This is a genomic window from Variovorax sp. SPNA7, assembly GCF_033807855.1.
GTDB classification, from domain to species: domain Bacteria; phylum Pseudomonadota; class Gammaproteobacteria; order Burkholderiales; family Burkholderiaceae_C; genus Variovorax; species Variovorax beijingensis.
The window spans coordinates 1,022,011-1,047,414 of record NZ_CP138514.1; the positions used below are offsets into that span (position 1 = coordinate 1,022,011).

Consider the following 25,404-nt stretch of genomic DNA (forward strand, 5'->3'; position numbering starts at 1 on the left):
TGCGCGTCGCGGTTGTTTTCAGAAAGCGCCTGCGGGAGAATTCATTGTCCAGTTCTGGAGAACAATCGCATGAAGGCTCCTGCCATCTCCTTTGCCCGCCTGGAGGCCTTCGTTGCAGTCGCCGAGGCTGGAACCTTCACTGCGGCTGCCGAACGCCTGAACACGACCAAGTCCGCAGTCAGCCAGGCGGTAGCGGTGCTCGAGCGGGAGTTGGGCACGCAGCTGCTGCAGCGATCCACGCGCAAGCTCGCGATCACCGAAGTCGGCGAGGCATTTCTCTCCGACTGCCGTCAGCTGCTGGCCGGCGCCGAGGCTGCGATGGAGCGGGCGCGCACCGGGCATGCGCAGCCTTCGGGGACGTTGCGGCTCACCAGCCCCCAGGGATCGGCCGGCATGGTCGCCAGCTGGATCGCGACCTACAGCGAACGCTATCCCGCAATGCGCGTGGACTATGTGCCCACGGACCGCAAGCTCGACCTGATCGCCGAGCACTTCGATCTTGCGATCCGCGTCGGACCAATGGCTGATTCGGGCCTTCGTGCGGTCGTGCTCGAGGAACTCGGGCTTTGGACTGTCGCGGCGGCCAGCTACCTTGCCCGGCACGGCACGCCGCGCAAGCCCGCGGAGCTTGCGAACCACGAGTGGATCGCGCTGTCGCTGCTGCCCGCCCCGTGGTCCATCGATTTCGAGCGCGGCGGCCGCAAGGTGCGCGTGAAGCTGCGCGGCTCGATATCGGCGGCGAGCACGGACGCCGTGCTGCAACTGGTGAGCCAGGGCGCAGGCATCTCCTTTTTCCCCAGTACGGCAGATCTGCGCGCCGAGGTGGAAGCCGGACGCCTCGTTCGTCTTTTTCCCGGCTGGGCGTCGGGACGCATGTTTCTCTACGCGGCGTATCCGGGCAACATCGCTCCTCCCGCGAAGACGCGCGCGTTCATCGATCTTGCGAAGGAAGCGGTGCGATCTGCGGGTTCGTAAGGTGCGGCAGGCCGAAGACGACTGGCTTCGCAGCACAATGGCCCCGATGAACACGCACCATCGAGCTCATCACTGGCCGCAACCGACTGGAGCTGACGCTTGGCGTCCTATCCACAACAAGAGGCATGCATGGATTCACCACTAGGAACCGTCGTCATCTACGCCAGAGACATGCAGAAGTCTGCTGCTTTCTATGCCCGGCATTTCGGCTTCCTTACCAATGGCGAGGTCATCGAGGGCCTGATCGAGTTGAAGCATCCGGGTGGCGGTGCTGGCATGCTCATCCATCAGGCAGCCAAGTCCGTGAAGCTTGGACAAGTAGGCGTGAAGCTGAGCTTTCATGTGAGCGACGTGGCAGCCTTTGCCGCACAAGCCAAGCTTCAAGGTCTCGTATTCGGTACAGTGCACGAAGCCAACGGGTATGCGTTCGCGAATGCCAAGGACCTCGACAAGAACTCCATCAGCATCTCGAGCCGAGCGCATCGTGCTATCGGGGCTTGATGGCAATTGGCGGCCAGGAGCGTTCCTTCGAGAGTGGCCATGAACATCGAACACTTGAACCTTGAGTTGCCCTCTTGGGCCCTGCCTCCCTCGCTCTCGCTCGTCGAGGAGTACGAAAGAGAGTTTGATCTCAATCTCCCCGCGGACTATCGCGGCTTTCTTGCAGCCCATGGAGGCGCACTGGTGAATGCAACCTGTCCATTCATGGAGCCTACACCGCTTGGAGATCTGACCCCTGTTGATCAGTTCTACGGATTCATGCAACCAGGTCGGTCCGATGATGTCCGACAAGCTACGAGGATGATTGATGGAGCACCAGATGTTGTTGCGGTTGCTTCTGATCTGATGGGTGGCATGCTGTGGATGAAATGCACAGGGGACGATACCGGCTGCATCTATTTTCATGACCCACAGCAGCGCTGGACTTGGCCCGATGAACAATTTCGTCGGACTTTCCAGCTGGCGCCGTCCATTGAGCGTTATCTGGAGTTGCGTGCGGCGGGCTCCTTGCCGAAGAAGAGGCGTGGCTACGAGAACGTTTACCTTGTTGCCAGGTCATTTAGCGACCTCATCGAAAAATTGGTGCAAGTCGAAGACGTCGACTAACCAGCTTCGGGGCACCAGACCAACGAGCAAGGTTTCTTGGTTCTAGCAAGGGAGCTTCTATGGATTTCGAGTCGCTGCTGGGGCGGCAGTTGAAGGATGACGCGGTTGTTGAAGTCCTGGATGCACACGACATGCAGGTCGTCTACGATTTCGACCGGTCGCACGAGAACCTTGAGGATGTTTATTGGGCTGCAGCACAAGCCTCCGGTTTTCAGTTCCGATTCGATCAAGACCAGAAGCTGGACGTCGTGTATGAATCACCAATTTGACGAGTTGAAGATTGCTCTGCTGTCAGCGACGGAGGCGCACTACAGCCGGCTCCATGCGCAGTGCAACAGTCAGGATCTGTATGGATACAGCCTCTACACTGATGATTCAGTGACGAGCATCGGTCCGGTGGCAAATTCCAACGAGAAGATTCCCGTCAGAGTTGACGATCCACTGCACAACTACTACCGGTATGGACCACAGGAGTGGTTGATATGGGATGACTTCGGCCTGTTCGGGGAAGTAAATCGGATCATTGCGAGCATCCATGATCGCGGAGGCTTGTCGTTCGACGCCAAACGCGATGGAATCCTCGAGGCCGCATTTGAGGCGCTTGTCATTCTTGAGGGGCGCAATGTTTTTGGCCCCAGAACGGATCGTCGGTTTGTAGTGCTTTGGCTCGCCGATTCGGCGGATCCAGTGATGAACAGGTCGGCCAGAGAACTAAACAGCGACGCGGTCTTTTTGGCCTACTCGTCCGAGTACGCAGAATGAGGCCTTGTTGATCGATTCAACTGCCTTGCCTTCACAATGCGCTGATGTCCTCGGAAGCCGACCTCCATCTTGCCGAAATTCCCTACGAGTCGGGGAGCCTGCAGTTCCGCTACACGCGCTACATGGCACCTGACGGCTCCCGCTGGATTCGACATGGCCTGTTCGTGGCCTACCACGAGAACGGCGTCATGAGTTCCGAAGGCAGCTACTTCGAAGGAAAGGAACATGGCGCCTGGCGCGACTTCCATGCGAACGGCCAGCTGGCGTCCGAAGGCAACTACCACCACGGCCAGGAGGTCGGGACGTGGCGCTTCTGGGGCTCCGACGGAAGTGAACAGCCTCCGACGAAGCACGACGACGGTCCCAGTTTCTGACATCGCTCGGTAAGACACCGCCGGGAACCAGTCATTCGCCCAAGCAAGGAGGACAGTTGTGTATTTCGAACTCGATGATGGGGAGGCCCTGCACAAGGAAGCGCCAGAGACCTTCTACATCCCTCCTCGGGAGCAGCGAGCCAGCCTCCAGCCTGGTCAGCTCGTCAAGCTGGTGTTTCGCATCGAGCATGACGAGACAGTTGACGTTGAACGGATGTGGGTGATCGTCGAGGAAGTCACCGCTACCGGCTACGTCGGTTCGCTGAATAATCAGCCGGTGTCCACGGACGAACTGCAGATCGGCGCTTTGGTCCCATTCGGCCCAGAGCACATCATTCAGATCTACGAAGACGAGTGACGGGTGTTGCTGCTGCCGGCCAGCATCGTCATTTGAACGGATGTCGATCTCAGGTTTCTCCCGGCTTCCAGTCTGGGCTGAAGCCACCCAGTGTGGGGTGGTACATCTCGTCGCCATCGTGCTGAGTGAACTCGACGTTCAATCGGTCCTCACGCAGGCCCATCAGTTCGATGCAATGAGCGCACAACGCTTTGGCTAGCGCCATCCGAAGCTCGGCTGGCCGGCCCCGGCGGATGTCCAGCATCAGCAAGGAAACGGGAACAGGAACCGTGCCCACTTCGGCGATGCGCCAGATACCGCCTGTGCCCAATTCGCGAATCGCTACGGATATCCGCCGAATATCGACGCTCATCATCGAAGCATAGGTCTCGCACATCCGAGCCGCGAGCTGTTGCTTCAAGTCCTCTGGATAGCTGTCGTTGACGTCGAGTTGCAGGTAAGGCACAGGATTTCCTTGAAAAATCTGACGCTCGCATTCCGCCAGGGACCATCAAAAATGATGATAGCCCTCGCGCATTTCACCCGCCTGGTTCGCGAGAATGGCAGCCTCATGCCTCAGCCGATTCAACACGCGCCCTCCGGAAACTCACGCCAATCCCTCGACAAGAAGTCCGCAAAGCGAGCCTGCTCCGGGCCGGCATGGCAACTGTGCCGCGCATGTGTCGTCACGCTGTTTCTGCCCTTCGGATGCGCCACCGCAACGCCTGCTGCGCCAGCGGTCTTCCCGGGCGCATCTTGGTTGGCAGAGTCCGAGGCTGAACCAGGCAGCGCCTGCCGCCGTGACCTTGACGCCGCCCGCAACTACGTGCGCACGCTGGATACGACCGCTCTCATGGCGGTGCAGGACGGCCGCGTGCTGTTCAGCGAGGGCCCGGTCCAGGCCGTCAGCATCGTGTTCTCCGTGCGCAAGAGCGTGCTCTCGATGATGTACGGCAAGTACGTGGCCAACGGCACCATCGACCTCGACCGCACGCTGGCCGACCTGGGCATCGACGATGTGGACGGCCTGCTGCCCATCGAGCGGCAGGCCAGGCTGCGCGACCTGCTCGCGGCGCGTTCGGGCGTCTATCACGCGGCCGCCAACGGCGGCGACGACGCGGCGGCAGCGCCCCCACGTGGCTCGCACATGCCTGGCAGCTACTTTCTGTACAACAACTGGGACTTCAACGCCGCGGGCACCATCTTCGAACGCCTGACCGGGCGAGACATCTACCAGGCGTTCGCGGACGATCTGGCCACGCCTCTACAGCTGGAAGATTTCGACCTGGCCCGCCACGCACGCAGTGGCGACGCGCGGCGCTCGCAGCATCTGGCCTACCCCTTCTACTTGTCCGCGCGCGACATGGCTCGTCTTGGCTATCTGATGCTGCGCCAGGGCAACTGGCGCGGCCAGCAACTGGTGCCGGCCGACTGGATCAAACAAATGACGAGCCAGACAACCCCCGCTGCACAGATGCATCCGCCGCACACGGCACGGCGCGGCTTCGGATATGGCTATCTGTGGTGGCTGCTCGAAGAGCCAGAAGGTTCGCCGCTGAGCGGCGCGTACATGGCGTGGGGTGTGCATGGCCAGTACATCCTCGTGGTGCCAAAACGGGAGATGGTTATCGCGCACAAGCGCCAAGTGCCGGTCGCGGGCAACTGGAATGTCAGCTGGGTTGGTCCGGCGGCATTCCTGCGCGCAGCGCGGATGTTGGCCGCAGCACCCTGTCGGACGGGGGAGCGGTGAGCTTGCTGCGCATAGCCAGGCAACGGCAGATCCCTTTTTCGGCGGCAAGCCATGCGCCTGCGGCCGGTCATGACCGGCCGTTCAGCCGTGCGACAGAATTCGTGCACCTGCACCTCCCCTTGAATGCACCGATGACCCACGAGGAACAATTTCCAATGCTGACGCAGACACTGCAAGACGGGGATGATTCATTCGAGGTCTCAGTCGTCGAATTACTTCGACGTTGAGACAGGCGAGCACTACTGGATCTCCGGCCCCCGAAGAGACGGCAAGGATGCTCTGTACGCCACGTACAGTACATCTGCATGAAGGCCAGGCGGCTGTGGTCGCCCAACCGTAGAGCCTCACCACTTCACCCGAACACCCAGCGATCCATTGATCGAGCTCTTCATCCTGGCGTTGCCGCCGCTCGCCCAGAGCTTGCCGACTTCGCCGTAGAAGCTGGTCGACTGGCCCAGTGCGAGCGTGAAACCGCCCGCGAGTTCGGTGCTCGTGCCGCCGGTCGGCGCGGAGATGTCGGTGGTGGTCGCGCCGTTCACGAAGCGGGCGATGTCCGCGCCGCTGGACGTCCGGTAGACGTTGAAGCGGCCGTAGGGCTGCAGCATGCCGACGCCCGTGGCGATCTCGCCCTTGACCCGCACGCCCGCGCGGGCGATCCAGCCGCTGTCGGCCTGAGGCTGGACGACGGCGCCGACGATGGCGGAGTTGTTCAGATCCATGTGCTGATGGATCAGCTGCAGCTGCGGCTCGATGCGCCAGCCGCTGCCGCCCAGCGCGAAGGACTGCCCCACCTCAATGGAGCCCAGCAGGCTGTTGCCCTTGCCGCTCACGCCCAGGCTCGCCAGAGGCTCGACCGTGTAGCGATGGCGGCCCGACTGCACCACGACATCGGCGTAGAAACCGCTGTCGCTGGTGTAGGTGCCGTAGACGCCCAGGTACTGGCTGCGCAGGTCGTTGCGGCCCACGGCCAGGTTCAGGATGCCGCTGGCGAAGCCGCGCACGCTGGCGTCGCCATCGAGCTGGCCGACGTAGAGGCCCGCGCGCCAGTTGGGCATGGCCAGCAGGTCGGTGCCGGCCTGGAAGCCGGTGAGGCGGCCCTTGCTGGTGGGCGATACCGCACCGCCTTGCTGGATGTCGACGTCGGTGGACAGAACGCGGCCCCAGGCGCGGCGATCGGAGCCGGCCGGGGTGGTCGTGGTGCCCTTCACATCGTCGTCGCCCACGCGCTTGCGCAGGTCGCCGAGCATCGCGAGGCTGCCCTGGCGCAGCTGGCCGGGGAGCGCGGAATAGAGCGAGGCTTCGGCGCGGTAGGTGATCACCGGCGTGGGAGCCGCGGGTGATGCGATCGCGCTCGACCGCAGGTACCAGTTCTCGCCGGCACCGTTCGCGTCGGCCGCGTAGAGGCGGTATTCGTAGGCGCCGGCATCCACGTGGCCGTTGGCCAGGCTGAACGCGTCCTTGGTGGTCTGGGCCGTGGTGGTGGCACCGTTGCTCGCGGTGACCACCTCGATGCCGTTGCCGCTGGTGAGCGCCCCCAGGCCGCCGAGGTTGGCGATCTGCACCGTGGTCCGGCCGCTTGCGGATGCCGTAGCGCCGTCGAGCACCAGGCGGTCGGACGGTCCCGTGCCGTTGAGCACGGTGCCGAGCCTGAGCACGCCGTTGTTGCCGACGTACGCGCCCGTGACCGTGAGCGTGGTGCCCGCGGTTGCGCCCACGAGCGAGACGGTACCGCTGTTGGCCAGCGAGGCCACTGTCTGGCTGAAGCCTGCGAGGTCCAGCGTGGCGCCCGAGGCCACGCTGTGGGCGGAGGCCGCGCTGAAGGTGTTGGCGGCGCCCGCCCTGAGCGTGCCCTGCGCGACGTTGGTGGCGCCGGTGTAGTTGTTGGCGCCGGACAGCGTCAGCGTGCCCGTGCCTTCCTTGGTGATGAAGCCGCCGCCGCTGATCGCCCCGCTCAGGGTCGCGTTGAAGGCGCCGGTGTCGATGACCGGATCGTTGTTGCCCGTGAGCTGGATCGCGTTGGCGATCGTCAGCCCGTCGGCGCTGAAGCCCAGGGTGGTGCCGTCGTCCATCGCGAGCGCGCCGGTGCCCAGCGCCTGGCTATGGCCGAGGTTGAGCCGGCCCTGCTTGAGCGCGGTGCCGCCCGTGTAGGTGTTCGCGCCCGAGAGCGTGAGCGTGCCTGTGCCCACCTTCACCAGCGAGCCGCCGGTGCCCGAGATCACGCCCGAGACTTCGGTGTCGCCGTTGAGTCCGCCCGTGCTCAGCGTCTTGGCGCCGAGGATCACATCCCCCGCGCCGGACAGCGAGCCGATGGAGATTCCCGCCGCCGTCAGCGAACGGATGCGCAGGCGTCCGCCCGCGGTGTTGACCACGGTGGCCTGGTCGGCGGTCGCGCGGTCGAAGATGTCGATCAGGCCGCCGCTTTCGTTGATGAATGTCGCCTGGCCCGCACTGGCGTCGTCCAGCAGATTGATCTGACCGCCGGAGAAGTTGGTGATGCGCGCGCTGCCGGCCGTGGCGTTGGACACGATGTTCGTCAGTCCGCCGCGGTTCTCGATGACGGCGTTGCCGGCGGAGGCGTTGTCCCTGAACTCGGCCGACGCATCCCTGTTCATCACGAGGCGGGCATTCCCCGCCGAGCTGCTGCCGCCGAACTGCACGAAGCCGGCGTTGTCCGTCGGCAGGGGGCCGCGCTCGGCGGCAGTGATCGTCAATCCGCCCGCGTCGGCATTGCCGCCGAAAAGCAGCGAGGCGTTGCCGGCCACCGACACCGGCCCGGTACCGAGCGCGCCGGTCGCCAGCGCCTGCAGGCTGCCCGCTGCCACCGAGGTGCCGCCCGTGTACGAATTGGCCGCGCCCAGCACCAGCGTGCCTCGGCCGGTCTTCAGGAGCGCTCCGTCGCCCGAGACTTCGCCGTTCAGCATCAGCGTGCGAACCAGGTTCACATCGAAGGTGCCGCCTCCCGGGCCCAGTGCAACCGTGCGGGTGGCGGTGGTGTCGCCAGTGACGTTCAGCGCGCCGCCGTCGAGCGTGAGCCCACCGCTCGAATTGCCGAGCGCGCCATCGTCGGCGATGGAGAGCGCGCCGCCCCGAACGAACCAGGGCGTCAGGCCGGTGTTGATGCCGGTCAGCGTCCAGGTGCTGGCACCGGTCTTTTCGTAGCGCGCGAAGCCGCTGTAGGTGGCGGCGTCGAGCGAAGTGGTCCCGTCGGTCGTGTCGCCCGCCAGCCCCAGCACGTTGCCGGTGCCGGAAACCACCCTCAGCAGCCCGGTGATCGAGGAGCCGGCACGCAGTTCGAGCCGGTTGTCGTTGCCGGTGATCCGTACCGCGTCGCCGCGCGTGGCACCGTCGCCGCCCATGCCGGCCATCAGCGTCCCCGTGTTGACGATGGTGTTCGAGTCGCCCCGAACGCGCAGCGCCGCACCACCCACGCCGAAACGCACGGCGATGCCGCCGGCACCGCCCGCGCCCCCCGTCAGCGAGCCGGTGTTGGAAACCGAGTTGTTGCTGGACTCCAGCGCGAGGCCCGCGCCGCCCTCGCCGCCGAATGACGACGTCCCGGTGAACCCGCCGCTGACGGTGCCGATGCCTCCGGCACCGCCGACGGACGCGCCGCTGTTGGCGACGGTCGCGCCGCCGCCTTGCAGCACGATGCCGTCGCCGCCACCACCGCCGCCGCCGGCCCATTGGCCAACACCACCCGCGCCGCCGTTGCCGCCGATCGTCTGCCCCACATTGTTCAGGTTGACGCCGGCCGCCGTGGACTGCAGGCCCGCGCCGCCACCGCCACCGCCGCCGGCCAGCCGCGCGACGCTGCCGGCACCGCCATTGCCGCCCCGCAGGGTGGTGCTGCCCGACACGGTGATGCCCGTGTCGGATGTGTACACGGCCGCACCGCCGCCACCGCCGGCGCCACCGCCGTAGACCGGATCCCCATCGGGCGTGCCGCCGGTTCCCGAGCCCCCCGTGACCGAGCCGGCCACGCTGGTCGCCCCCACGGCACCGCCCGTTCCGCCAAGCCCGCCGCCGCCGATGCCGCCAGCGCCCCCCGTGCCGCCCGACGGAGCCAGGCCGTTGGTCTCGGGGAACTCACCGAGGCGGCCGCCGCCGCCGCCGCTGCCGTTGCCCGCGCCGCCCCGGCCGCCTGTGCCGCCAAGGCCGACGAAGGTCTCGCCGCCCGCAGCCTGAGCCCAGGCACCGCCGGACACGGCGACCAGCGTGAGCAGGCACGCGGCCGCCGCGAGCCGCTTCGCTTTGCGGCTTCCTTCGACTGTCGAGCGCCGCGCAGGCGATGCAGCAAGCTCCGACACGGCCTGCCAGACACCCAGCACGCCGTTCCACACAACGCGATAAGTACGGTTCATTCCGACGATCCTCAACAAAAGGGCAAAAACGGGCGCAATGTAACATTTGCAACAGACGATTCAACTACCCGAAAGTAGTAATGGACATCGCCACCGCTTCTGCTGAGGGAGATCGTTCGCCCCTAAGACGCCAAGGCCAACCTGCTGACCCTGCCGAAACTCCTCTTCAAAGCAAGGGCGTCGCCTGCCCGGCGGACTTCGACGTGGTCGGCGCTGCCAGCTATACCTGCGCCTGATGCCTTGTCGCAGCGTGCACTTCCGCGCTCGGCACCAGCAGGTACCGAGCGGCTGCTATCCGCCGATGTCTATGTCTGCAAAGGGCCCAACTGCTGCCTTACGGGGCCTCCGCGACGGACGTCCGCAATGCAGCACAAAGAGGTCTACATCGTGGATTCGTCCAACTGCCCGCGATCACACTCCAATCGCGGCATTCCAGAACGCGTTCGCAGCCTTTCCCAAAAGCTCGCTGTCGCGATAGAGCCGTATTTCCAAGGGAACTTCCCAATCGTTGCTCGCCGCGGCGACAAGCCGGCCCTGGTCGATATCGTCCTGCACCAGTGTCAGGGGCAACCACGCGATCCCCCTGCCGTCCAGCACCATTGTTCTGAGGACAGAGGCGAGATGGGCGGTGAAGACGGCCTGCGCCGGAACCGACTCCAGCCTGCGACCGATCACGGCGCGCATGATGCGTCCCAGTCCTGATTCTTCCGTGTACTGGAGCATGGGTACTGCAGGTCCGCCTTGGCGCGCGAGCTGATAGCGCGCGTTGCCCTCCTCGTCCGGCGCCGACACCGCGATCAGCAGATCCTCACCGATCCGGGCCGACCTGTACGGCTCTGCATCCAGCGCCCCTTGCGCCTTGCTGTGCGCGTGGCTCAACACAAACTGGACCTTGCTTTGCAGCATCAGTGCTTCGCAACGCTGGAGCACGTCGGACATCAGTTGCACCGGCCCAAGCGTCGTATTCGATTCGAGGCCTCGCAACCATCGCGGCAGAAAAGTGAACGACAGCGCATGCGTGGACGCGATGCGCAAGGTGACCGAACTGGCCTCGGCGACCTTCTTGGCGTCGCCCGGCACCCGCGCGACTCTGGCGATCAATTCCTGTGCCACACCGATGAACCATTCGCCGACTTCGGTCAGCTTGGCGGGTTGCGAACTCCTGTCGAAAAGCTCGGCGCCGATCCACTCTTCCAGCGCGCGAATGCGCCGGCTGAACGCGGGTTGGGAGCTGTGGCGGTCCTCCGCGGCGCGCGAAAAATTTCCCGTGGCAGCCAGGGCCACGAAGTCTTCAAGCCAGATCAGATTCATGTGCGGTTCGTCCAGTGCATGGAAGCAGCGAAAAGGAGCATTGGCCCAAAAATCCCGTGCGGCGGACCATGGAGGCTCTCAGCCAAACACCCCCTGGAGCCAACCATGAAGATCGTCGAAATCCGCGAGAAAACCATTCCCATCAGCTCGCCCATCCGCAACGCCTACATCGACTTTAGCAAGATGACACTGAGTCTTGTCGCGGTGATCACCGACGTGATCCAGGGCGGCAAGCCGGTCGTCGGCTACGGTTTCAATTCGAACGGCCGCTATGGCCAGGGCAAGCTGATGCGCGAGCGGTTCATCCCGCGCATCCTCGAAGCGGATCCGGCTTCGCTCGTCGACGACACGGGCGACAACCTCGACCCGCACAAGATCTGGAACACGATGTTCACCAACGAGAAGCCGGGCGGCCATGGTGAACGTTCCGTGGCGATCGGCACGATCGACATGGCGGTGTGGGACGCCGTGGCCAAGATCGAAGGCAAGCCCCTTTTCCAGTTGCTGGCGGACCGCTACGGAGACGGCAAGCCCAACCGCAAGATCTTCGTCTACGCGGCGGGCGGCTACTACTACCCTGGACAGGATCACAGGAAGCTCCAGGACGAGATGCGCAGCTACATCGACCGCGGCTACACAGTCGTCAAGAAAAAAATCGGCGGCGCCTCGCTCGACGAAGACCTTCGCCGCATCGATTCGATCATGGAAGTGCTGCAGGACGGCCAGAAGCTCTGCGTCGACGCGAACGGGCGCTTCGACCTCGAGACCGCCATCGCCTATGCCAAGGCGCTGTCTCAATACGACCTCTTCTGGTACGAGGAGCCGGGCGACCCGCTGGACTTCGAATTGCAAGCAGCCTTGCGCAACTTCTACAAGAACCCGATGGCCACGGGCGAAGATCTCTTCTCGATGCAGGATGCGCGCAACCTGATCCGCTACGGCGGCATGCGCCCCGACCGCGACTGGCTGCAGTTCGACTGCGCGCTGAGCTACGGCCTGGTGGAGTACCTGCGCACGCTCGAGATGCTCAAGGAGCATGGCTGGTCGGCGAGCCGCTGCATCCCGCACGGCGGGCACCAGATGTCGCTGAATATCGCGGCCGGGCTCGGCCTCGGCGGCAACGAGTCGTACCCCGACCTGTTCCAGCCGTTCGGCGGATTCCCGGATGGCGTGAAGGTCGAGAACAGCTTCGTGACCCTGCCCGATCTGCCGGGGATCGGCTTCGAGGGCAAGGCCGATCTGTACCGCGAGATGCAGGCGCTTTCAGCCTGAAGCAGATGGCCCACCAAGGAGACAACACCATGAAAAGCATTTGGCGCTACAGCGCTGGCATCGTCCTTCTCGCTTCGGCCACGCTGGCCTCTGCAGACTTCCCGGACAAGCCCGTCACGCTGGTTGTCCCGTTCACGGCCGGCGGCCCGAGCGACAAGATCGCCCGGGACCTGGCCGAGGCGCTTCGCAAGCCTCTCGGCCAGACCGTCGTCGTCGACAACGCCGCCGGCGCGGGCGGCACGATCGGCTCGGCCAAGGTGGCCCGTGCCGCGCCGGACGGCTACACGCTGCTGGTGCACCACATCGGCATGGCCACCGCACCGGCCCTGTACCGCAAGCTCAGCTACAAGGTGCCGGAAGATTTTGAAACCCTGGGTCTTGTCAACGAAGCGCCCTCGGTACTGATAGGCAAGCCGAGCCTCGCTGCCGGCAGCTTCGCGGAATTGCGCCAGTGGATCGCGTCGAATGGCGGCAAGGTGAACCTCGCCAATGCGGGGATCGGTTCCGCATCGCACCTGTGCGGCCTGATGCTCCAGGGCGCGCTGAAGACGAGCATGACGCCCGTGCCTTACAAGGGGACCGCGCCGGCGATGACGGACCTCATCGCCGGCCAGGTCGATGTGATGTGCGAACAGGCGACCAACGCGGTGCCGCAGATCGAGGGCAAGAAGGTCAAGGTCTACGGCATCACCAGCTTGCAGCGGCTGCCGCTCGCGGCGCTGAAGGACACGCCGACCCTGTCTGAAGCCGGACTGAAGGACTTCAACGTCCAGGTCTGGCACGGCTTGTACGCACCGCGCGGCACGCCCCCCGCAGTGCTCGCCAAGCTCAACGCCGCACTGCGCACCGCGTTGAAGGATCCTGACCTGATCAAGCGGGAGGAAGCGCTCGGCCTCACGGTCGTCAATGACGACCGCCTCGACCCTGCCGGCCACAGGAAATACCTTGAGGCCGAAAAAGCGCGGTGGTCGAAGGTGATCAAGGACGCCGGCGAATACGCCGACTGATGCGGCGAGGGCAGCAGGCCGACCGACCGCTCAGGGCTGGAAGCCCGAGCGCCGCACCACCGGCTCCCACTGCTGGCGGAAGGCCTTGAGCATCTGCACGGTCTCGGCCTGCGTGCTCACGATGGGCGTGATGTAGGCGGCATTGGCGGCCTTCTGCAGCGCCGGGTCCTGCATGACCTCGCGGATCCTGGTGGACAGCAGCTGCACCTTGGCCGGGGGCATCGAGGCGGGCGCGAAGAAGGTGTTCCAGCCGTCGGCATCGATCTTCATGCCGGCCTCGCGGAAGGTGGGAATGTTCGGTGCGAAGCTCACGCGCTTCTTGCCCGACACGGCCAGGATGCGGATCTTGCCGGCCACGTGCTGTCCGTAGAGCGAGTCGAGCGTGTCGATGGCGATCGGCAGGCTGCCGCCGCTCAGGTCGGCCGACAGCGGCGCCGAGCCGCCGTAGCCCTTGATCTGCGGCTGCACGCTCAGCGCGTCGCCCACCATCAAGCCGAAGAAGTGCGGCAGGCTGCCGGTGGCCGGCACGCCGAAGACGGCCTCTTCCGGATGCGCCCAGAGCCGGCCGACCAGGAACATCGCGCGGTCGAGCTGCAGCTTGTTGCCGACGGCCAGCGCGAAGTCGTAGCTGCTGACCTGCGACACCGGCACGAAGTCTTTCTCGGCGTCGTAGCCCGCGTCCTTGAAGACGAGCGGCGCCACCACCATCACCGCGGGGTTGCCGAGCATCAGCACGTTCTGCGTCGCGGGCGCGCGCCTGACCTCCTTGGCCGCGAGCCGGCCGCCTTCGCCGGGGCGGTTCTCCACCGTGACGGCCACGCCGAGCTTGGGGCCCAGTCGCTCGGCGACCAGGCGCGCGATGCGGTCGGTGCTGCCGCCGGCGGTGTAGCCGACCACGAGCGTGAGCGCGCCATCGAGCGCGGGCGCCTGGGCATGGGCCAGGGGAGCGGCGGCACCGGCGGCGAGCGCCAGGCACCATGCCGTGAGCTTGCGCCGGGAAAGGAATGCGGTCATCGGATCTTCCTGCTTGCAGTGGTGGCGACCGGGCGCGCGCAGGACTTCACGGCGACAATCGCCGGCCCACATTCGTTTCTTCCCGTGTCATTTGTTACATGGTTATACGCACGCAACAAACAGTTGATCTAATCCATCATTTCCGCGCGCGGCGCGCGAACGACACCGCCTTGACGGGCCCGACCTGATGCACGACACGCAAGGCATGCAAGCCTTTCCCGACGCCAGCGCCCTGTGCGCGCCCCGCTCCCTGGACGAGCTGCTGCTGTACCGGCTTTCGCGCGCGGTGCGCACCGCCAGCGGCATGGCCACGCGCCTGGTCGAGGGCGGCTTCGGCATCACGCGGCGCGAGTGGGGAATGATCGGCACGCTCGCGCAGCACGGCGAGATGACGTCCTCGGCGCTGGCCGCGCACCTGCAGCTGGACCGCGTGCGCACCTCGCGCGGCCTGCGCAGCCTGGTCGAGAAGAAGCTGGTGTCGCGCCGGCAGGACGAGGAAGACCGCCGCGGCGTGCACGTGCGGCTGAGCCCCTCGGGCCGGGAGCTCTTCGAGCGCGTGTTCCCGCGCATCGCGGCGCTCAACACCGATCTGCTCGCGGGCATCGCGCCCGCGCAGCTCGACGTGTTCCTGCAGTGCCTGCAGCACCTCGAACAGCGCGCCGGCGCGCTGAGCGCACAGGGCGTGGTGGCGGAGAAGGCCGACCGGCGCGCGGGCGGCACCCGGCACCGCTGGCCGGAGGCGGGCTGAACCTGCAGATGCGGCCGCAGCACAGGCCGCGCGCTGGCACGCATCGTGCAAAACGATGGCAATGCCTTTTCTTTTCTCCCTCGATCTTTTCCACCAGCGCCTTCGCTGGATGGCGGGCCGCGCCCAGCCGCTGCGGGTGTTGCTCACGCTCGGCAGCCTGATGGCGATCGGCAGCCTCAGCGGGCATGCCGAAGCCATGACGCCGCTGTTCCTGGGTGCCATTGCAAGCGCACTGGCCGAGACCGACGACAGCGGCCGGGGCCGGCTGCGCGCGCAGGCCGTCACGCTGCTGTGCTTCGCGGCGGCGGCGTTCGCGGTCGTAGCGTGGATCGACCACCCCGTGCTCTTCGTCCCGGGGCTGGCGCTGGCCGCGTTCTCGCTGACGATGCTGGGTGCGATCGAGCCGCGCTACAAGGCCGTCGGCTTCGCCACGCTCATTCTGGCGGTCTACGCCATGCTGGGTATCGACGGCAGCGTGGCCGCGCCCGGCGGCGCCGGCCGGCTCCACGAGGCCCTGCTGCTGCTGGCGGGCGCCGCATGGTATGGCGTGTTCTCGGTGGCGTGGTGCACGCTCTTCCCGGCGCAGCCGGTGCAGGCGCAGCTGGCGGGGCTGTTCCGCGTGCTGGGCGACTACGTGTGTTTCAAGGCTTCGCTCTTCGAGCCGCTGCGCGGCATCGACATGGAGCGAAAGCGACTGTCGCTCGCGCAGCTCAACACGCAGGTGGTGGCCGGGCTCAATGCCGCCAAGGAAGGCATCTTCCGGCGCATCGGCAGCACGCGCGCGCCCACGGGCCGCATCGCGCGCTACCGCGGCCTCTACCTGATAGCGCAGGACGTGCACGAGCGCGCCACCTCTTCGCACGACGACTACAACGCGCTGGCCGATGCCTTCTTCCACAGCGACCTGCTCTACCGCTGCCAGCGCGTGCTGACGCTGCAGGGCGAGGCCTGCCGGCGGCTCGCCCTGTCGATCGAGCGGCGCGAACCCTTTGCCGCCGATCCCGCCACCGGCCATGCGCTCGCGGAGCTGCACAGCGCCATCGACCACGAGCGCGCACAGCAGTTGCGCGAACCGCGCCGGGCGGCGCTGCTCGCGTCCGTCGAGGCCATGGCGTGGAACCTGGCGCAGCTCGAGCGGCAGCTCGCCGGCGCCACCGAGCCCTCGGCCCGCGCCGGGCGCGCCGACATGGGGTTGTTCGACCGCTCGCCGCGTTCAGCGCGCGAGATGGTGGAACGCGTACGGCGCCAGTTCACGCCGCGCTCGGCGCTGTTCCGCCATGCGCTGCGGCTGGCGGTGGCGCTGGTGGCCGGCTACGGCGTGATGCTGCTGATTCATCCGGTGCGCGGCTACTGGATCCTGCTGACCACGCTGTTCGTCTGCCAGCAGGCCTGGGGCGACACGGTGTCGCGCGTCGGCCAGCGCATCGCGGGCACGGCGATCGGCGTGGTGGCGGGCTGGGCGCTGCTGGTGCTTTTTCCGCAGCCCTGGGCGCAGTCGCTGCTGGCGGTGGCCGCGGGCGTGTTCTTCTTCGCCACGCGCGCGACCCGCTACCTGCTGGCGACCGCGGCCGTCACGGTGCTGGTGCTGATGTGCTTCAACCAGGTGGGCGACAGCGACATGCTGATGGTGCCGCGGCTGATCGACACCGCCATCGGCAGCCTGATTGCCGCGCTCGCGATGGTGCTGGTGCTGCCGCACTGGCAGGCGCGGCGTTTCAGCGACCTGGCAGCGGCGGCGCTGCGCAACCATGCGCACTACCTGCGGCAGATCGCTGGCCAGTACCGCTCGGGCGCGCGCGACGACCTGGCCTACCGGCTCGCCCGGCGCAACGCCCACAACGCCGATGCGACGCTGTCCACCGCCGTGTTCGAGATGTTCCGCGAACCCGGCTTCGTGCGGCCGCGCGCGGGCACGGCGCTGCGCTTCCTGATCCAGTCGCACACGCTGCTGAGCTACCTCTCGGCGCTCGGCGCGCACCGCGTGGCGCTGCCTGCGCCGCAGCAGTTGGAGACGCTGCGCGCGGAAGCCGAGGGCGCCGCGGCGGCGCTCGATGCGCTGGCGTCGTACATGGAAGGTGGCCCACCGGAAGCCGTAGCTGAGCCCGTGGATCTTGCGCCGCCGGAAGCAGCGCCCCAGTGGAGCGATGCCGGCGATCATGCAGCGAAGCTTTTCCGGACCGAGCTCGCGCTGGTCCGCCAGCAGATCGAGACGCTGCGCGAGCAGGCCGCCCAATGGCTGCAGCCGCTGCCCGAAGGCACCGCCGGCAACTGAGCGGCCGAACGCTCAGCGCAGGTCGAACAGCGCGGCCGCGTTGCTCCAGGCAATGCGCCGCGCCACGTCGGGCGGCAGGTCGCCGAGCCAGGTGCGGTAGCCGCGCATGATCTCGTCGTAGGCGCTCCAGCGCTGGTTCACCCAGGTGTCGGAGCCGACCATGAAGCGCTCCGGGTACTTGAGGATCAACGCGCGCCACTCGGGGCAGAGCCTGCCGCCCTCGCAGGTCAGGCCCGGCCGGTACGAGAGTTCGCCCATCAGCAGCGGATAGCGCTCCAGCAGCGCCTGCACCCGCTCGATGGGCGCGCCGCCGATGCCCGTGTGGGCCCAGATCAGCCGAAGGTCCCGGCCCTTCGACGGCGCGTTGGCCATCAACAGGTCGATCGCCACGTCGTCGACGTGCGCGAGCACCGCGAGCTTCTGCCGCTCCGCCAGCGCGATCAGCTTTTTGGCCACCGGACCGTTGGCATTGGCGCTGTCGTACAGGTGGAACTCGCCGATCCCGCGGTAGGGCCCGCTCGCGGTGCCGCGCGCGAGCTCGGCCTGCACCATGTCGTGGATCGTCTCGTCGCGGAACCAGTTGCTGTAGTCGTCGCGGTTGCGGTACAGCCGCACGAAAGGCACCACGGTCACGCCCGCGGCGCGGGTTTCGCGCGCGGCGGCCAGCGTTTGCGTACCGGCGTTGGGCCGCGAGTTGGCAATGATGGCCGTCACGTTGTTGCGCTGCATGCGCGCGAGCGCCTCGGCGGGCGGATAGGGCCCTGTGTTGCCGTCCCAGGCTTCCTGGTTGTAGTGCAGGTGCGTGTCGAACAGCGGACCGGCGTAGGGCGGGCTCTGGGCGGCCTGGCCGTAGGCCTGGGGCGCCACGGCAAGGCAGGTGGACAGGACAAGGGCCGCGAGGGGCGGGATGGCTCTCATGTGTGTCGTGAGGGTGGAACCCTGCCTATTCTGAAGCTGCCGAGCCGTGCGGCGAGAGGAAGCCGAACAGCCCGGATGTCAATTCCGAATCGCCACGTGAGTTGCCTACATGGTCCGCCCGAGAGGAGCAACAACAGGCGTTTGCGCTGCGAGATTTAGGAAGGCGTGCGACCTTACAGTTGGACTAGTGTTGCAGTGATCCGCTGCCCGATAGCTATATGCGGCTAGTCGAAACCGGAAGCTCAGACGGCTCTTCAACAGTCTTCTGGGTCCGTCGGCCCATTGAGAAGCCAAGGCACGCCCCGAATGATCCGCAAGTCGGTGCGAAGGGCCCAACCAAAGCCGAACATCACTATCGTATTAGCGCCCAAAAGGCAGGCCTCAAAAAGAGTCGCGTGATTCGCCCAGCCAGGAAGCACGAAGTATGCAAGTAGACAGCCATACCAGATGCTGGCCGTCGACCAAAGGATCACTCGGTAGAGCCTTCGCTCCCGGCGGGTTAGTGGCGCGGACATTCTGGTCAGCACTGACGAGGGGGCGCGCACGATTGCGATTGCATTACCAACGGCTTAACGAAATCGATTGAGTAAATCAGCATGGCATCAAAGTACGGAAGTCGCGAAGGGGGCGCGAGGGCAGTGACCGAATCGTAAATGATCTCCTTGTTGATTGCCGCCGAAAATTGACCCTCTAAACGCAGTAATTTCCGTCTAAGACTGACCCACGTAAAACTCTACCCTGCTCATTTTTAAAGCAGGGGATCCTAGGAGTGATAGACGTGGCGACATTGAGTGTCATCAGACGTTGGGCCCTGCGCGAGCAGATGTCCATCCGCGAGATAGCCAGGCGTACAGGCCTGTCTCGCAACACCGTCAAGAAGTACCTGCGAGCGGGCGAAGAAGCGCCGCGCTACGCCAAGCGGGCGAGCTCGAGCAAGCTCGATCCCTATGCCGAGAAGCTCGCGACCTGGCTCGCGATCGAGGCCACCAAATCGCGGAAACAGCGGCGCAATCTGCGGCAGATCCACACACCCAACCTAAAAAGGAGAACACCAAGCACTTATCCACATCGTGAGGCCTTCGGGCTCACAAAGCGGGTGGGTCAGTATTAAATGGAAATCTAGGGTCAGAGATCGGCGGAATCAAACAATCGAGGGATCACGTAATTCACCCGGGTCAAATGAGCCTCGCAAGATTGAGTTGGCCCAAGTTTCAAGTTAACGAGACCGCCCTCGATTCTGGTTCGCTCTCCGCAGGGCAAATCCCGAGAAGCCGGCGGGCTACGCCTTCCGCGGGCAATGCTAGTATGTGTTTTCAAATGTATATCGGGGCAAGAAGGGTGACTTTTTGCTCGGCGCGGAGAGACGAGAAGACACCATGAAGCAATCTCAAGACGTCATGTTTGCAAAGCTGGCCGACTTCAAGATCGACGCCGAAGCACTGCGGGCCCATTTCCTGGAGCACGTCAAGAAACTGCCGTCCACGCCCTACCGTGACAACCGGGTCGATTACATCGGCTGGGCCGTCACAAGCCGCGACGGCACCCTGGAAGACGGGATCCGGCGAATTTCGGGCGCCCAGCCGAATGTGCGCGGCGTGCAGCCGACGGATGCCTGTTCAGGCTACCTGGCCGAAGTGATGGATGCATTGCGCACCTCGGGACTCAAACCCTATCGTGTCCGCATCATGCAACTCGAAAGCGAGGGCGCGGAGATGCCGCTGCACAACGACGCCGCCAAGGAAACCTGGCGCCTTCATATTCCCATCATCACCAATCCCAACTGCTTCTTCGAGTGGCAGCGCGCCGATGGCAGCATGGAAAGCGTGCATCTCCCCGCCGATGGCTCGGCCTGGCTGGTACGCGTGGACGTGAACCACAGGGCAGTCAATCGCAGCGATGAGCCGTCCAATCGGGTTCATCTTCTGATGGGGCTGGGCACCAATCCGGCCTTCGAGAGACTCACGCAGCCGTGGCTGCCGGTAATCCGGCCAGATACCTCCTCCGAATTCGAAGCCTTTCCTGCGGCAAGCCGACAGCCGTCCGGACAGCCGACGGACGTCCAATGAGCGCGAATGCGCAACCGGCCCCGGGGAGCTCCGCCCCCGATGCCGGATGGACGGCGGCAGAACTTGCCGATGTGACGGACGGCAGCTGGCTCGTTGCGCCCGCAGACCATGCCTGGCGTGCCCTGGGCATATGTGCCGAGTCGTCGCAATTCAAGCCAGGCCAGATGGTTTTGGCGCAGGCCGGCGCTGCCGGGCTGGATCCTGCCGTAGTGGGGCGCCTCCTTCCATATGCGGCCGGCGTCATCGCCCAGTCGGAAAAGGCGCAGTCGTACGCCCACCAAGGCCGGCCGGTGCTGGCGGTGAAGGATCTGCGCGAGACCGTGGCGGCACTGGGAGCCGATGCACGCCGCCGTTTCGCCGGTACGGTGGTCGCGGTGACGGGTAGCGTTGGAAAGACTTCGACCGTCGCGATGGCAGCGCATACATTGGCCAGCGCGGGCGAGAGCGACCGCAGCCGTACCAGCGCCAATTCGCCCTATGGCATTGCCTGGAACTTCGCATCCATGAACCGCGAGGCCGCCTTCTGGGTACAGGAGGTGGCTGCCACGCGCATGGAAATCTGCAGCGAGCTGATGCAAGCACACGCTGCCATCGTGACGGCCATCGCGCCAGCCCACGTCGCGCGCTTCGGCAGCGTCGAAGCTATCGCCAGGCAGAAGGCGAAGATCTACGGGAGCATGACACCGGGTGGTATCGCCGTCATCAACGCCGACATGCCGGAGTTCGCGATTTTCGAAGCCGCAGCGCTGGCGGCCCGATTGCGGGTGGTGCGGTTTGGCAGTCTTCCCGGGGTCGACGCACGGCTGCTGGACGTGGAAGGATCGATGGTTCGCGTGGATATCCTGGGTCTGGAGCTCGCGTTCGAGCTGGGTGCCGCGGGACGCCACATGGCGATGAATGCCACCGCAGTTCTGGCCGCGGTCGCTGCATTGGGGCTGCCCGTGCACGCGGCGGCTCAGCGGCTCGGGAGCTTCGAGCCACTGCGCGGTCGGGGGCAACGAAGCGACGTGGTCCACGCGGGCAAGCGGATACAGGTCTGGGACGAGTCCTACAACGCCAATCCGGCGTCGATGCGCGCCGCGCTGCATGTGATGCGCGATGCCGGCAATGCAGTGCCGAATGCATCGCGCCTGCTGGTGCTGGGCGACATGCTCGAACTGGGCGAAGACGCGCAGACCATGCACCTCGAACTCGAGAGCGAGATCCGGTCCCTCCATCCGGACCGGGTGCTGCTGTGCGGTCCGCAGATGCGCGCCTTGTGGGAGCGACTGAGCGCGGACGTGCCGGGCGCCTGGTACGCGGACATCAAGGCACTGTTGCCGGCCGTCGGGACATGGCTGCGCGACGGAGATGTGGTGCTGGTCAAGAGCTCCAATGGCACCGGGCTGACCAACGTCGTGAGGCTGCTGTCGGGACAGTTGCCCCAACCTCCCGTTCACCGGGACCAAGTGTCGGTATGAAACCGTCAGTGGCCGTGAGAACCGCATGATCGCGGCTCGAGGCGCACGGAGGCTGGCGGCCTGCGCCCTGGCACTCGCAATCTCAGTTTCCGTTGCGGCGCAGGAGGCTGCGCTTGCCGCTTGCCGTATCGAGCGCAACGCGACGCTTTCCAGCCTGGGGCACAGTTACGTACGCGGCGAGTTCCGCGTCGTCTATACGCTCGACGGCCCCCATGCACTGCCGGATGCCCGAGACCTCAACGGCAACGGAGTGCCCGACAAGGTGGAGGACGTGGCGACACAACTGGTGGTGGGGCGGCGCTTGTTCTCCGAGGTGATGGGAATGACTCATCCGCTGCGCCAGCCGCGCTATGCGCGCGCGGCCTCGATCGATGTGTTCCTGCTGAAGATGGAGAAGGGCAACGGGCTCTCCTATGACGAGGTGATGAACTATCGGCTGGACAGCAGCGAGCCCGCTGGTCACTGCGCAACGCGGATCGATCTGCTGAACAGCCACTCGAACCAGAACGTGACACCGCTCCACGAGCTTTTTCATCAGTACCAGTACGGGTACACCATGTTCAAGCCGCGTTGGTTGCTGGAAGGTACCGCCCGTTGGGCTGAGTACGCGCTGCGTAGCGGAGAGCCGCCGCAGCAATCGCTGCCCGCCACCTTGCCGGCCTTGCAGGCGCAGGTGTTTTCGCAGACCTATGCGACCAGCACCTTGTGGAACCGGCTGGCAGACATCCTGGACCCCAAAGGCCGGCTCGAACTGCCGGCCGATCTGGCGCAAACCAGGTATGTGGACGGCAGCCTCGTCATTCACGGCGACCAACTGCACGGTACTGCTTTCGTCAAGGCGCTGTTCGAAGCGCTCGGGCCGCTCGACCACGACGTGGCGGCGCGCAATGGCTGGCGCGTCTTTGGCTGGAAGGAAGGCGACCAACGCTCATCCATGCACGATGGCGAGATTTTCCAGCGCGTGATTCAGGTGGTGCGCCAGCAGGCCGAGCGTTCGAGGACTCCGGCGTCCGTGGAATTGGAAACCTTTCTCGCACTGGAAACCTCTTTGCGGCAGGAGGGCGTGGTGCCTGGAGTTGTCGTCAAAAGGAACGCGCAATGACCCTGGGTGAACTTCTGGCCTCGGCCAAGCCGGCGCTTGCCGCCACATGGGCCGAGTGCATGGAGGCTTCCGCTGCGGGCGTGCTCTTCATGTCGGTGTGCCATGGAAAAGAGCGCGCCCATGTCGTGACGGCCCGCGGCAAGAACTTCGAAGAGGTGTGGCGCCGTGGTGCGCAGCTGCTGCAGGCGTGGCTGCGCAAGCAGGGCAGTGCGCCCATCTGGCTGCGCGTGGACGTGGTGCATACCGTGCACGCCATGACCTGGCAGGCGCTGAAGCAGGCGTTCGCAACAACCAAGCGCAACTACTTTCGCCACGGCATCGCATTCGACCCCGAGCTGTCGGTGGCCATGCTCGAGGAAGAGATCGGCGCGCATGCCGTGCTCTACGACGGCAATTTTTCCGAAGCGACGCCGAACGCCGCCAACCTCGCGCTGTTTGGCAAGCAGCGCCACGGGCGGGAACTGCATTGGCCCACGGAGGCGCAGCAGCCGGTCTGGATCTTCGACACGCGGGCCGTGTTCATCGACGGCAAGGGTCTTCACGCCATCGAACACCAGGGACGCAACCGCGGCTACCGGCGCCTGCCGGCGTGGGATGCGGACCGGGTCCGCGACATCGCCGCAACCAGCACCGCCTACCTGGCGCGCCAGGTCAAACCGTCCGGGGCGTATCACTACGGCTGGTTTCCCTGCTTCGATCGCGCCATTCCCACCTATAACGCGCTGCGCCACGCCAGTTCGACCTATGCGCTGCTCGAAGGCTGGGAGCTCACGCGCCAGCCCGAACACAAGGCCGCGATCGAGCGGGCGCTGGACCACCTGACCGGCAAGCTGATCCAGCGCATCACCCTGCCGGGCGGCGAGCAAGCCGCCTTCCTCGTCGACATCGACGACGAGATCAAGCTGGGCGGCAATGCCGTGTGCCTGCTGGCCATGGTCAAGTACACCGAACTCACCGGCGACACGCAGTACCTGCCGCTGCTCGAGCAGCTGGCGCTCGGCATCGTCCACATGCAGGACCCGGCAACGGGCCGCTTCGTCCATGTGCTCAACCACCCCGACCTCAGCGTGAAGGAAGAGAACCGCATCATCTACTACGACGGCGAAGCCGCCTTCGGCCTGATGCGGCTGTACGGGCTGACGCGCGACCCGCGCTGGCTGCGGACGGTCGAGAAGGCCTTCGAGCATTTCATTGCGGCCCGGCATTGGGAAGCGCATGACCACTGGCTGAGCTACTGCGTCAACGAGCTCACGCTCTACCGGCCCGAGGAGCGCTACCTGCGCTTCGGCCTGGACAACGTGCGCGGCCACCTCGACTTCGTGCTCGACCGCATCACCACCTTTCCGACGCTGCTCGAACTGATGATGGCCGCGCAGAAGATGATCGCCCGCCTGCAGGCCGATGCCGCACATGCGCACCTGCTGGAAGGCTTCGACATCGAGAAGTTCTACCGTGCGCTGGAGCAGCGTGCGCGCTACCTGCTGACGGGGCACTTCTGGCCGGAGCTCGCGATGTTCTTCAGGAACCCGTCACGCATCGCCGGCAGCTCGTTCATCCGCCACCACAGCTTCCGCGTGCGCATCGACGACGTGGAGCATTACCTGTCGGGCTACGTGGCGTACTGGAAGTACCTCGAAGGCGGCGGCCGGCTTGCGCCCCTTACGACGCGGCAACCGCTTCCTTGACGAAGTCGGCGTACCTGCGCAGAGGACGGCCGAGCATGGCCTGCAGGCGATCCGCTGCGCCCTCCGCACCGTGCATGCCGAACTTCTGGATCCCGGCCATCATCAGGCGCATGTCGTAGGCCAGCCAGGACGGCCCCTGCGCGGCCATCTGGCCTTCGAAGGCCGCCACGTCGTCGCCGCCATAAGCCACTTCGCGGCCAAGCGCGGCACTCCAGGCCTTGGCCACCGACGCGCCGGTCAACAGCTCGGGCCCGACCAGTTCCAGCGTGAGGCGCGGTGAGGGCGCAGGCGCGCGGTCGCGGCGCAGCAGTTCGGCGACGGCGGCGTCCGCGATGTCCCGCGCATCGATCATCGCGACGCCGGTGGAGCCGATCGGCATCGGGTAGACGCCGTAGCCCTGGATCACCTGCTGCACCATGCGCTCGTTCTGCATGAAGTAGGCCGGCCGAAGAATGGTCGCCGGAATGTCGAGGCTCTCGATCATTCGCTCGACCGTGTGCTTGCCGGTGAAGTGCGGCACATCGGTGAACTTGTCGGCATGAATGACCGACAGGTAGACGATGCGCTCGATGCCCGCCTCGCGCGCCAGGTTCAGCGCGACGAGGGCTTGCGTCACTTCGTCGGGCGTGACGGCGTTCAGCAAGAACAGCGTGCGCACCGGCGACAGCGCCGCGCGCAGCGAGGGCACGTCGGTCAGGTCGCCGACGACCTCCTTGACGCCCGCCGGAAAGGCTTGCTTTCCGGGTGTGCGAACGAAGGCGCTGACTTCGGCGCCGGCAGCGGCCAGGCCTTGGACGACGAGGGAACCGATGGTGCCGGTGGCACCGGTGACGAGAATGCTCATGAAAATCTCCTGAGAAGTTGAAGAGGGATAAAAAAGATC

At 65.6% G+C, this 25,404-nt stretch carries 22 protein-coding genes and 1 pseudogene; 17 read left to right on the plus strand and 6 right to left on the minus strand.

Features of this window, described 5'->3' with window-relative positions:
• Window positions 1-69 precede the first annotated feature (69 nt).
• The 7 genes from RZE77_RS32610 (at window position 70) to RZE77_RS32640 (ending at window position 3,576) form a co-directional block, all read left to right on the plus strand.
• Window positions 70-975, plus strand: coding sequence for a LysR family transcriptional regulator (locus tag RZE77_RS32610; protein ID WP_319442810.1), 906 nt, complete (start codon window positions 70-72; stop codon window positions 973-975).
• 129 nt (window positions 976-1,104) lie between these two features.
• Window positions 1,105-1,476, plus strand: coding sequence for a VOC family protein (locus RZE77_RS32615; RefSeq protein WP_319442811.1), 372 nt, complete (start codon window positions 1,105-1,107; stop codon window positions 1,474-1,476).
• Between the two features lie 39 nt (window positions 1,477-1,515).
• On the plus strand, window positions 1,516-2,082 hold the full coding sequence (locus tag RZE77_RS32620; RefSeq protein ID WP_319442812.1) for an SMI1/KNR4 family protein: 567 nt from the start codon (window positions 1,516-1,518) through the stop codon (window positions 2,080-2,082).
• A 59-nt stretch (window positions 2,083-2,141) separates the two neighbouring features.
• Entirely contained in the window at window positions 2,142-2,351 is a 210-nt protein-coding gene (locus RZE77_RS32625) for a hypothetical protein (RefSeq protein WP_319442813.1), read from the plus strand.
• On the plus strand, window positions 2,335-2,844 hold the full coding sequence (locus RZE77_RS32630; RefSeq protein ID WP_319442814.1) for a DUF4303 domain-containing protein: 510 nt from the start codon (window positions 2,335-2,337) through the stop codon (window positions 2,842-2,844). The genes RZE77_RS32625 and RZE77_RS32630 overlap by 17 nt, the downstream gene beginning before the upstream one ends.
• 44 nt (window positions 2,845-2,888) lie before the next feature.
• Window positions 2,889-3,218: a toxin-antitoxin system YwqK family antitoxin gene (locus RZE77_RS32635; RefSeq protein WP_319442815.1), complete on the plus strand. Its 330-nt coding sequence runs from the start codon at window positions 2,889-2,891 to the stop codon at window positions 3,216-3,218.
• A 58-nt stretch (window positions 3,219-3,276) separates the two neighbouring features.
• Window positions 3,277-3,576, plus strand: coding sequence for a DUF2314 domain-containing protein (locus tag RZE77_RS32640; protein ID WP_319442816.1), 300 nt, complete (start codon window positions 3,277-3,279; stop codon window positions 3,574-3,576).
• A 49-nt stretch (window positions 3,577-3,625) separates the two neighbouring features.
• Here RZE77_RS32640 and RZE77_RS32645 read toward each other — a convergent pair whose 3' ends face one another.
• Window positions 3,626-4,021: a tautomerase family protein gene (locus RZE77_RS32645; protein WP_319442817.1), complete on the minus strand. Its 396-nt coding sequence runs from the start codon at window positions 4,019-4,021 to the stop codon at window positions 3,626-3,628.
• Between the two features lie 9 nt (window positions 4,022-4,030).
• On the opposite strand from RZE77_RS32645, the gene RZE77_RS32650 reads away from it, so the two are divergent.
• Window positions 4,031-5,305: a serine hydrolase domain-containing protein gene (locus RZE77_RS32650; protein ID WP_319442818.1), complete on the plus strand. Its 1,275-nt coding sequence runs from the start codon at window positions 4,031-4,033 to the stop codon at window positions 5,303-5,305.
• A gap of 344 nt (window positions 5,306-5,649) precedes the next feature.
• On the opposite strand, the gene RZE77_RS32655 is transcribed toward RZE77_RS32650, so the two are convergent.
• Together RZE77_RS32655 and RZE77_RS32660 are read right to left on the minus strand one after the other, a co-directional pair.
• Complete coding sequence (locus RZE77_RS32655; RefSeq protein WP_319442819.1) at window positions 5,650-9,666, minus strand: autotransporter outer membrane beta-barrel domain-containing protein; 4,017 nt, start codon at window positions 9,664-9,666, stop codon at window positions 5,650-5,652.
• Between the two features lie 411 nt (window positions 9,667-10,077).
• Entirely contained in the window at window positions 10,078-10,977 is a 900-nt protein-coding gene (locus RZE77_RS32660) for a LysR family transcriptional regulator (protein WP_319442820.1), read from the minus strand.
• Between the two features lie 105 nt (window positions 10,978-11,082).
• Here RZE77_RS32660 and RZE77_RS32665 point away from each other — a divergent pair, with 105 nt between their 5' ends.
• Window positions 11,083-12,249, plus strand: coding sequence for a mandelate racemase/muconate lactonizing enzyme family protein (locus tag RZE77_RS32665; protein WP_319442821.1), 1,167 nt, complete (start codon window positions 11,083-11,085; stop codon window positions 12,247-12,249).
• Between the two features lie 29 nt (window positions 12,250-12,278).
• Window positions 12,279-13,256, plus strand: coding sequence for a tripartite tricarboxylate transporter substrate-binding protein (locus RZE77_RS32670; RefSeq protein ID WP_319442822.1), 978 nt, complete (start codon window positions 12,279-12,281; stop codon window positions 13,254-13,256).
• A gap of 30 nt (window positions 13,257-13,286) precedes the next feature.
• Here RZE77_RS32670 and RZE77_RS32675 read toward each other — a convergent pair whose 3' ends face one another.
• Complete coding sequence (locus tag RZE77_RS32675; protein ID WP_319442823.1) at window positions 13,287-14,270, minus strand: tripartite tricarboxylate transporter substrate-binding protein; 984 nt, start codon at window positions 14,268-14,270, stop codon at window positions 13,287-13,289.
• 187 nt (window positions 14,271-14,457) lie between these two features.
• Between RZE77_RS32675 and RZE77_RS32680 the strand changes: the two genes are divergently transcribed.
• Both RZE77_RS32680 and yccS read left to right on the plus strand, forming a co-directional pair.
• Window positions 14,458-15,018, plus strand: coding sequence for a MarR family winged helix-turn-helix transcriptional regulator (locus tag RZE77_RS32680; protein WP_319442824.1), 561 nt, complete (start codon window positions 14,458-14,460; stop codon window positions 15,016-15,018).
• Window positions 15,019-15,127: 109 nt separating this feature from the next.
• Entirely contained in the window at window positions 15,128-17,290 is a 2,163-nt protein-coding gene (gene yccS / locus RZE77_RS32685; RefSeq protein WP_405548001.1) for a YccS family putative transporter, read from the plus strand.
• 12 nt (window positions 17,291-17,302) lie between these two features.
• Here the strand turns inward: yccS and RZE77_RS32690 are convergent, their stop codons facing one another.
• A complete protein-coding gene (locus RZE77_RS32690; RefSeq protein ID WP_319442826.1) occupies window positions 17,303-18,208 on the minus strand; it encodes an amidohydrolase family protein in 906 nt (301 codons plus the stop codon).
• Window positions 18,209-18,977: 769 nt separating this feature from the next.
• On the opposite strand from RZE77_RS32690, the pseudogene RZE77_RS32695 reads away from it, so the two are divergent.
• The 5 genes and pseudogenes from RZE77_RS32695 to RZE77_RS32715 form a co-directional block, all read left to right on the plus strand.
• A pseudogene (locus tag RZE77_RS32695) lies at window positions 18,978-19,235 on the plus strand (helix-turn-helix domain-containing protein); the annotation flags it as partial.
• Window positions 19,236-19,584: 349 nt separating this feature from the next.
• Complete coding sequence (locus tag RZE77_RS32700) at window positions 19,585-20,274, plus strand: aspartyl/asparaginyl beta-hydroxylase domain-containing protein (RefSeq protein WP_319442827.1); 690 nt, start codon at window positions 19,585-19,587, stop codon at window positions 20,272-20,274.
• Window positions 20,271-21,734, plus strand: a complete 1,464-nt coding sequence (locus RZE77_RS32705; protein WP_319442828.1) for a UDP-N-acetylmuramoyl-tripeptide--D-alanyl-D-alanine ligase — start codon at window positions 20,271-20,273, stop codon at window positions 21,732-21,734. The genes RZE77_RS32700 and RZE77_RS32705 overlap by 4 nt, the downstream gene beginning before the upstream one ends.
• Window positions 21,735-21,759: 25 nt before the next feature.
• Complete coding sequence (locus RZE77_RS32710; RefSeq protein ID WP_319442829.1) at window positions 21,760-22,836, plus strand: hypothetical protein; 1,077 nt, start codon at window positions 21,760-21,762, stop codon at window positions 22,834-22,836.
• The gene (locus RZE77_RS32715; RefSeq protein WP_319442830.1) at window positions 22,833-24,521 is read left to right on the plus strand and encodes an AGE family epimerase/isomerase; all 1,689 of its coding nucleotides are present in this window, start codon (window positions 22,833-22,835) and stop codon (window positions 24,519-24,521) included. The genes RZE77_RS32710 and RZE77_RS32715 overlap by 4 nt, the downstream gene beginning before the upstream one ends.
• On the opposite strand, the gene RZE77_RS32720 is transcribed toward RZE77_RS32715, so the two are convergent.
• Window positions 24,496-25,365, minus strand: coding sequence for an SDR family oxidoreductase (locus RZE77_RS32720; RefSeq protein ID WP_319442831.1), 870 nt, complete (start codon window positions 25,363-25,365; stop codon window positions 24,496-24,498). The genes RZE77_RS32715 and RZE77_RS32720 overlap by 26 nt on opposite strands.
• Window positions 25,366-25,404: the final 39 nt, after the last annotated feature.

Coding starts and splice junctions, on each gene's coding strand:
- RZE77_RS32610 (WP_319442810.1), top strand. CDS start 70: ATGAAGGCTCCTGCCATCTCCTTTGCCCGCCTGGAGGCCTTCGTTGCA.
- RZE77_RS32615 (WP_319442811.1), top strand. CDS start 1,105: ATGGATTCACCACTAGGAACCGTCGTCATCTACGCCAGAGACATGCAG.
- RZE77_RS32620 (WP_319442812.1), top strand. CDS start 1,516: ATGAACATCGAACACTTGAACCTTGAGTTGCCCTCTTGGGCCCTGCCT.
- RZE77_RS32625 (WP_319442813.1), top strand. CDS start 2,142: ATGGATTTCGAGTCGCTGCTGGGGCGGCAGTTGAAGGATGACGCGGTT.
- RZE77_RS32630 (WP_319442814.1), top strand. CDS start 2,335: ATGAATCACCAATTTGACGAGTTGAAGATTGCTCTGCTGTCAGCGACG.
- RZE77_RS32635 (WP_319442815.1), top strand. CDS start 2,889: ATGTCCTCGGAAGCCGACCTCCATCTTGCCGAAATTCCCTACGAGTCG.
- RZE77_RS32655 (WP_319442819.1), bottom strand. CDS start 9,666: ATGAACCGTACTTATCGCGTTGTGTGGAACGGCGTGCTGGGTGTCTGG.
- RZE77_RS32660 (WP_319442820.1), bottom strand. CDS start 10,977: ATGAATCTGATCTGGCTTGAAGACTTCGTGGCCCTGGCTGCCACGGGA.
- RZE77_RS32665 (WP_319442821.1), top strand. CDS start 11,083: ATGAAGATCGTCGAAATCCGCGAGAAAACCATTCCCATCAGCTCGCCC.
- RZE77_RS32670 (WP_319442822.1), top strand. CDS start 12,279: ATGAAAAGCATTTGGCGCTACAGCGCTGGCATCGTCCTTCTCGCTTCG.
- RZE77_RS32675 (WP_319442823.1), bottom strand. CDS start 14,270: ATGACCGCATTCCTTTCCCGGCGCAAGCTCACGGCATGGTGCCTGGCG.
- RZE77_RS32680 (WP_319442824.1), top strand. CDS start 14,458: ATGCACGACACGCAAGGCATGCAAGCCTTTCCCGACGCCAGCGCCCTG.
- yccS (WP_405548001.1), top strand. CDS start 15,128: ATGGCGGGCCGCGCCCAGCCGCTGCGGGTGTTGCTCACGCTCGGCAGC.
- RZE77_RS32690 (WP_319442826.1), bottom strand. CDS start 18,208: ATGAGAGCCATCCCGCCCCTCGCGGCCCTTGTCCTGTCCACCTGCCTT.
- RZE77_RS32700 (WP_319442827.1), top strand. CDS start 19,585: ATGAAGCAATCTCAAGACGTCATGTTTGCAAAGCTGGCCGACTTCAAG.
- RZE77_RS32705 (WP_319442828.1), top strand. CDS start 20,271: ATGAGCGCGAATGCGCAACCGGCCCCGGGGAGCTCCGCCCCCGATGCC.
- RZE77_RS32710 (WP_319442829.1), top strand. CDS start 21,760: ATGATCGCGGCTCGAGGCGCACGGAGGCTGGCGGCCTGCGCCCTGGCA.
- RZE77_RS32715 (WP_319442830.1), top strand. CDS start 22,833: ATGACCCTGGGTGAACTTCTGGCCTCGGCCAAGCCGGCGCTTGCCGCC.
- RZE77_RS32720 (WP_319442831.1), bottom strand. CDS start 25,365: ATGAGCATTCTCGTCACCGGTGCCACCGGCACCATCGGTTCCCTCGTC.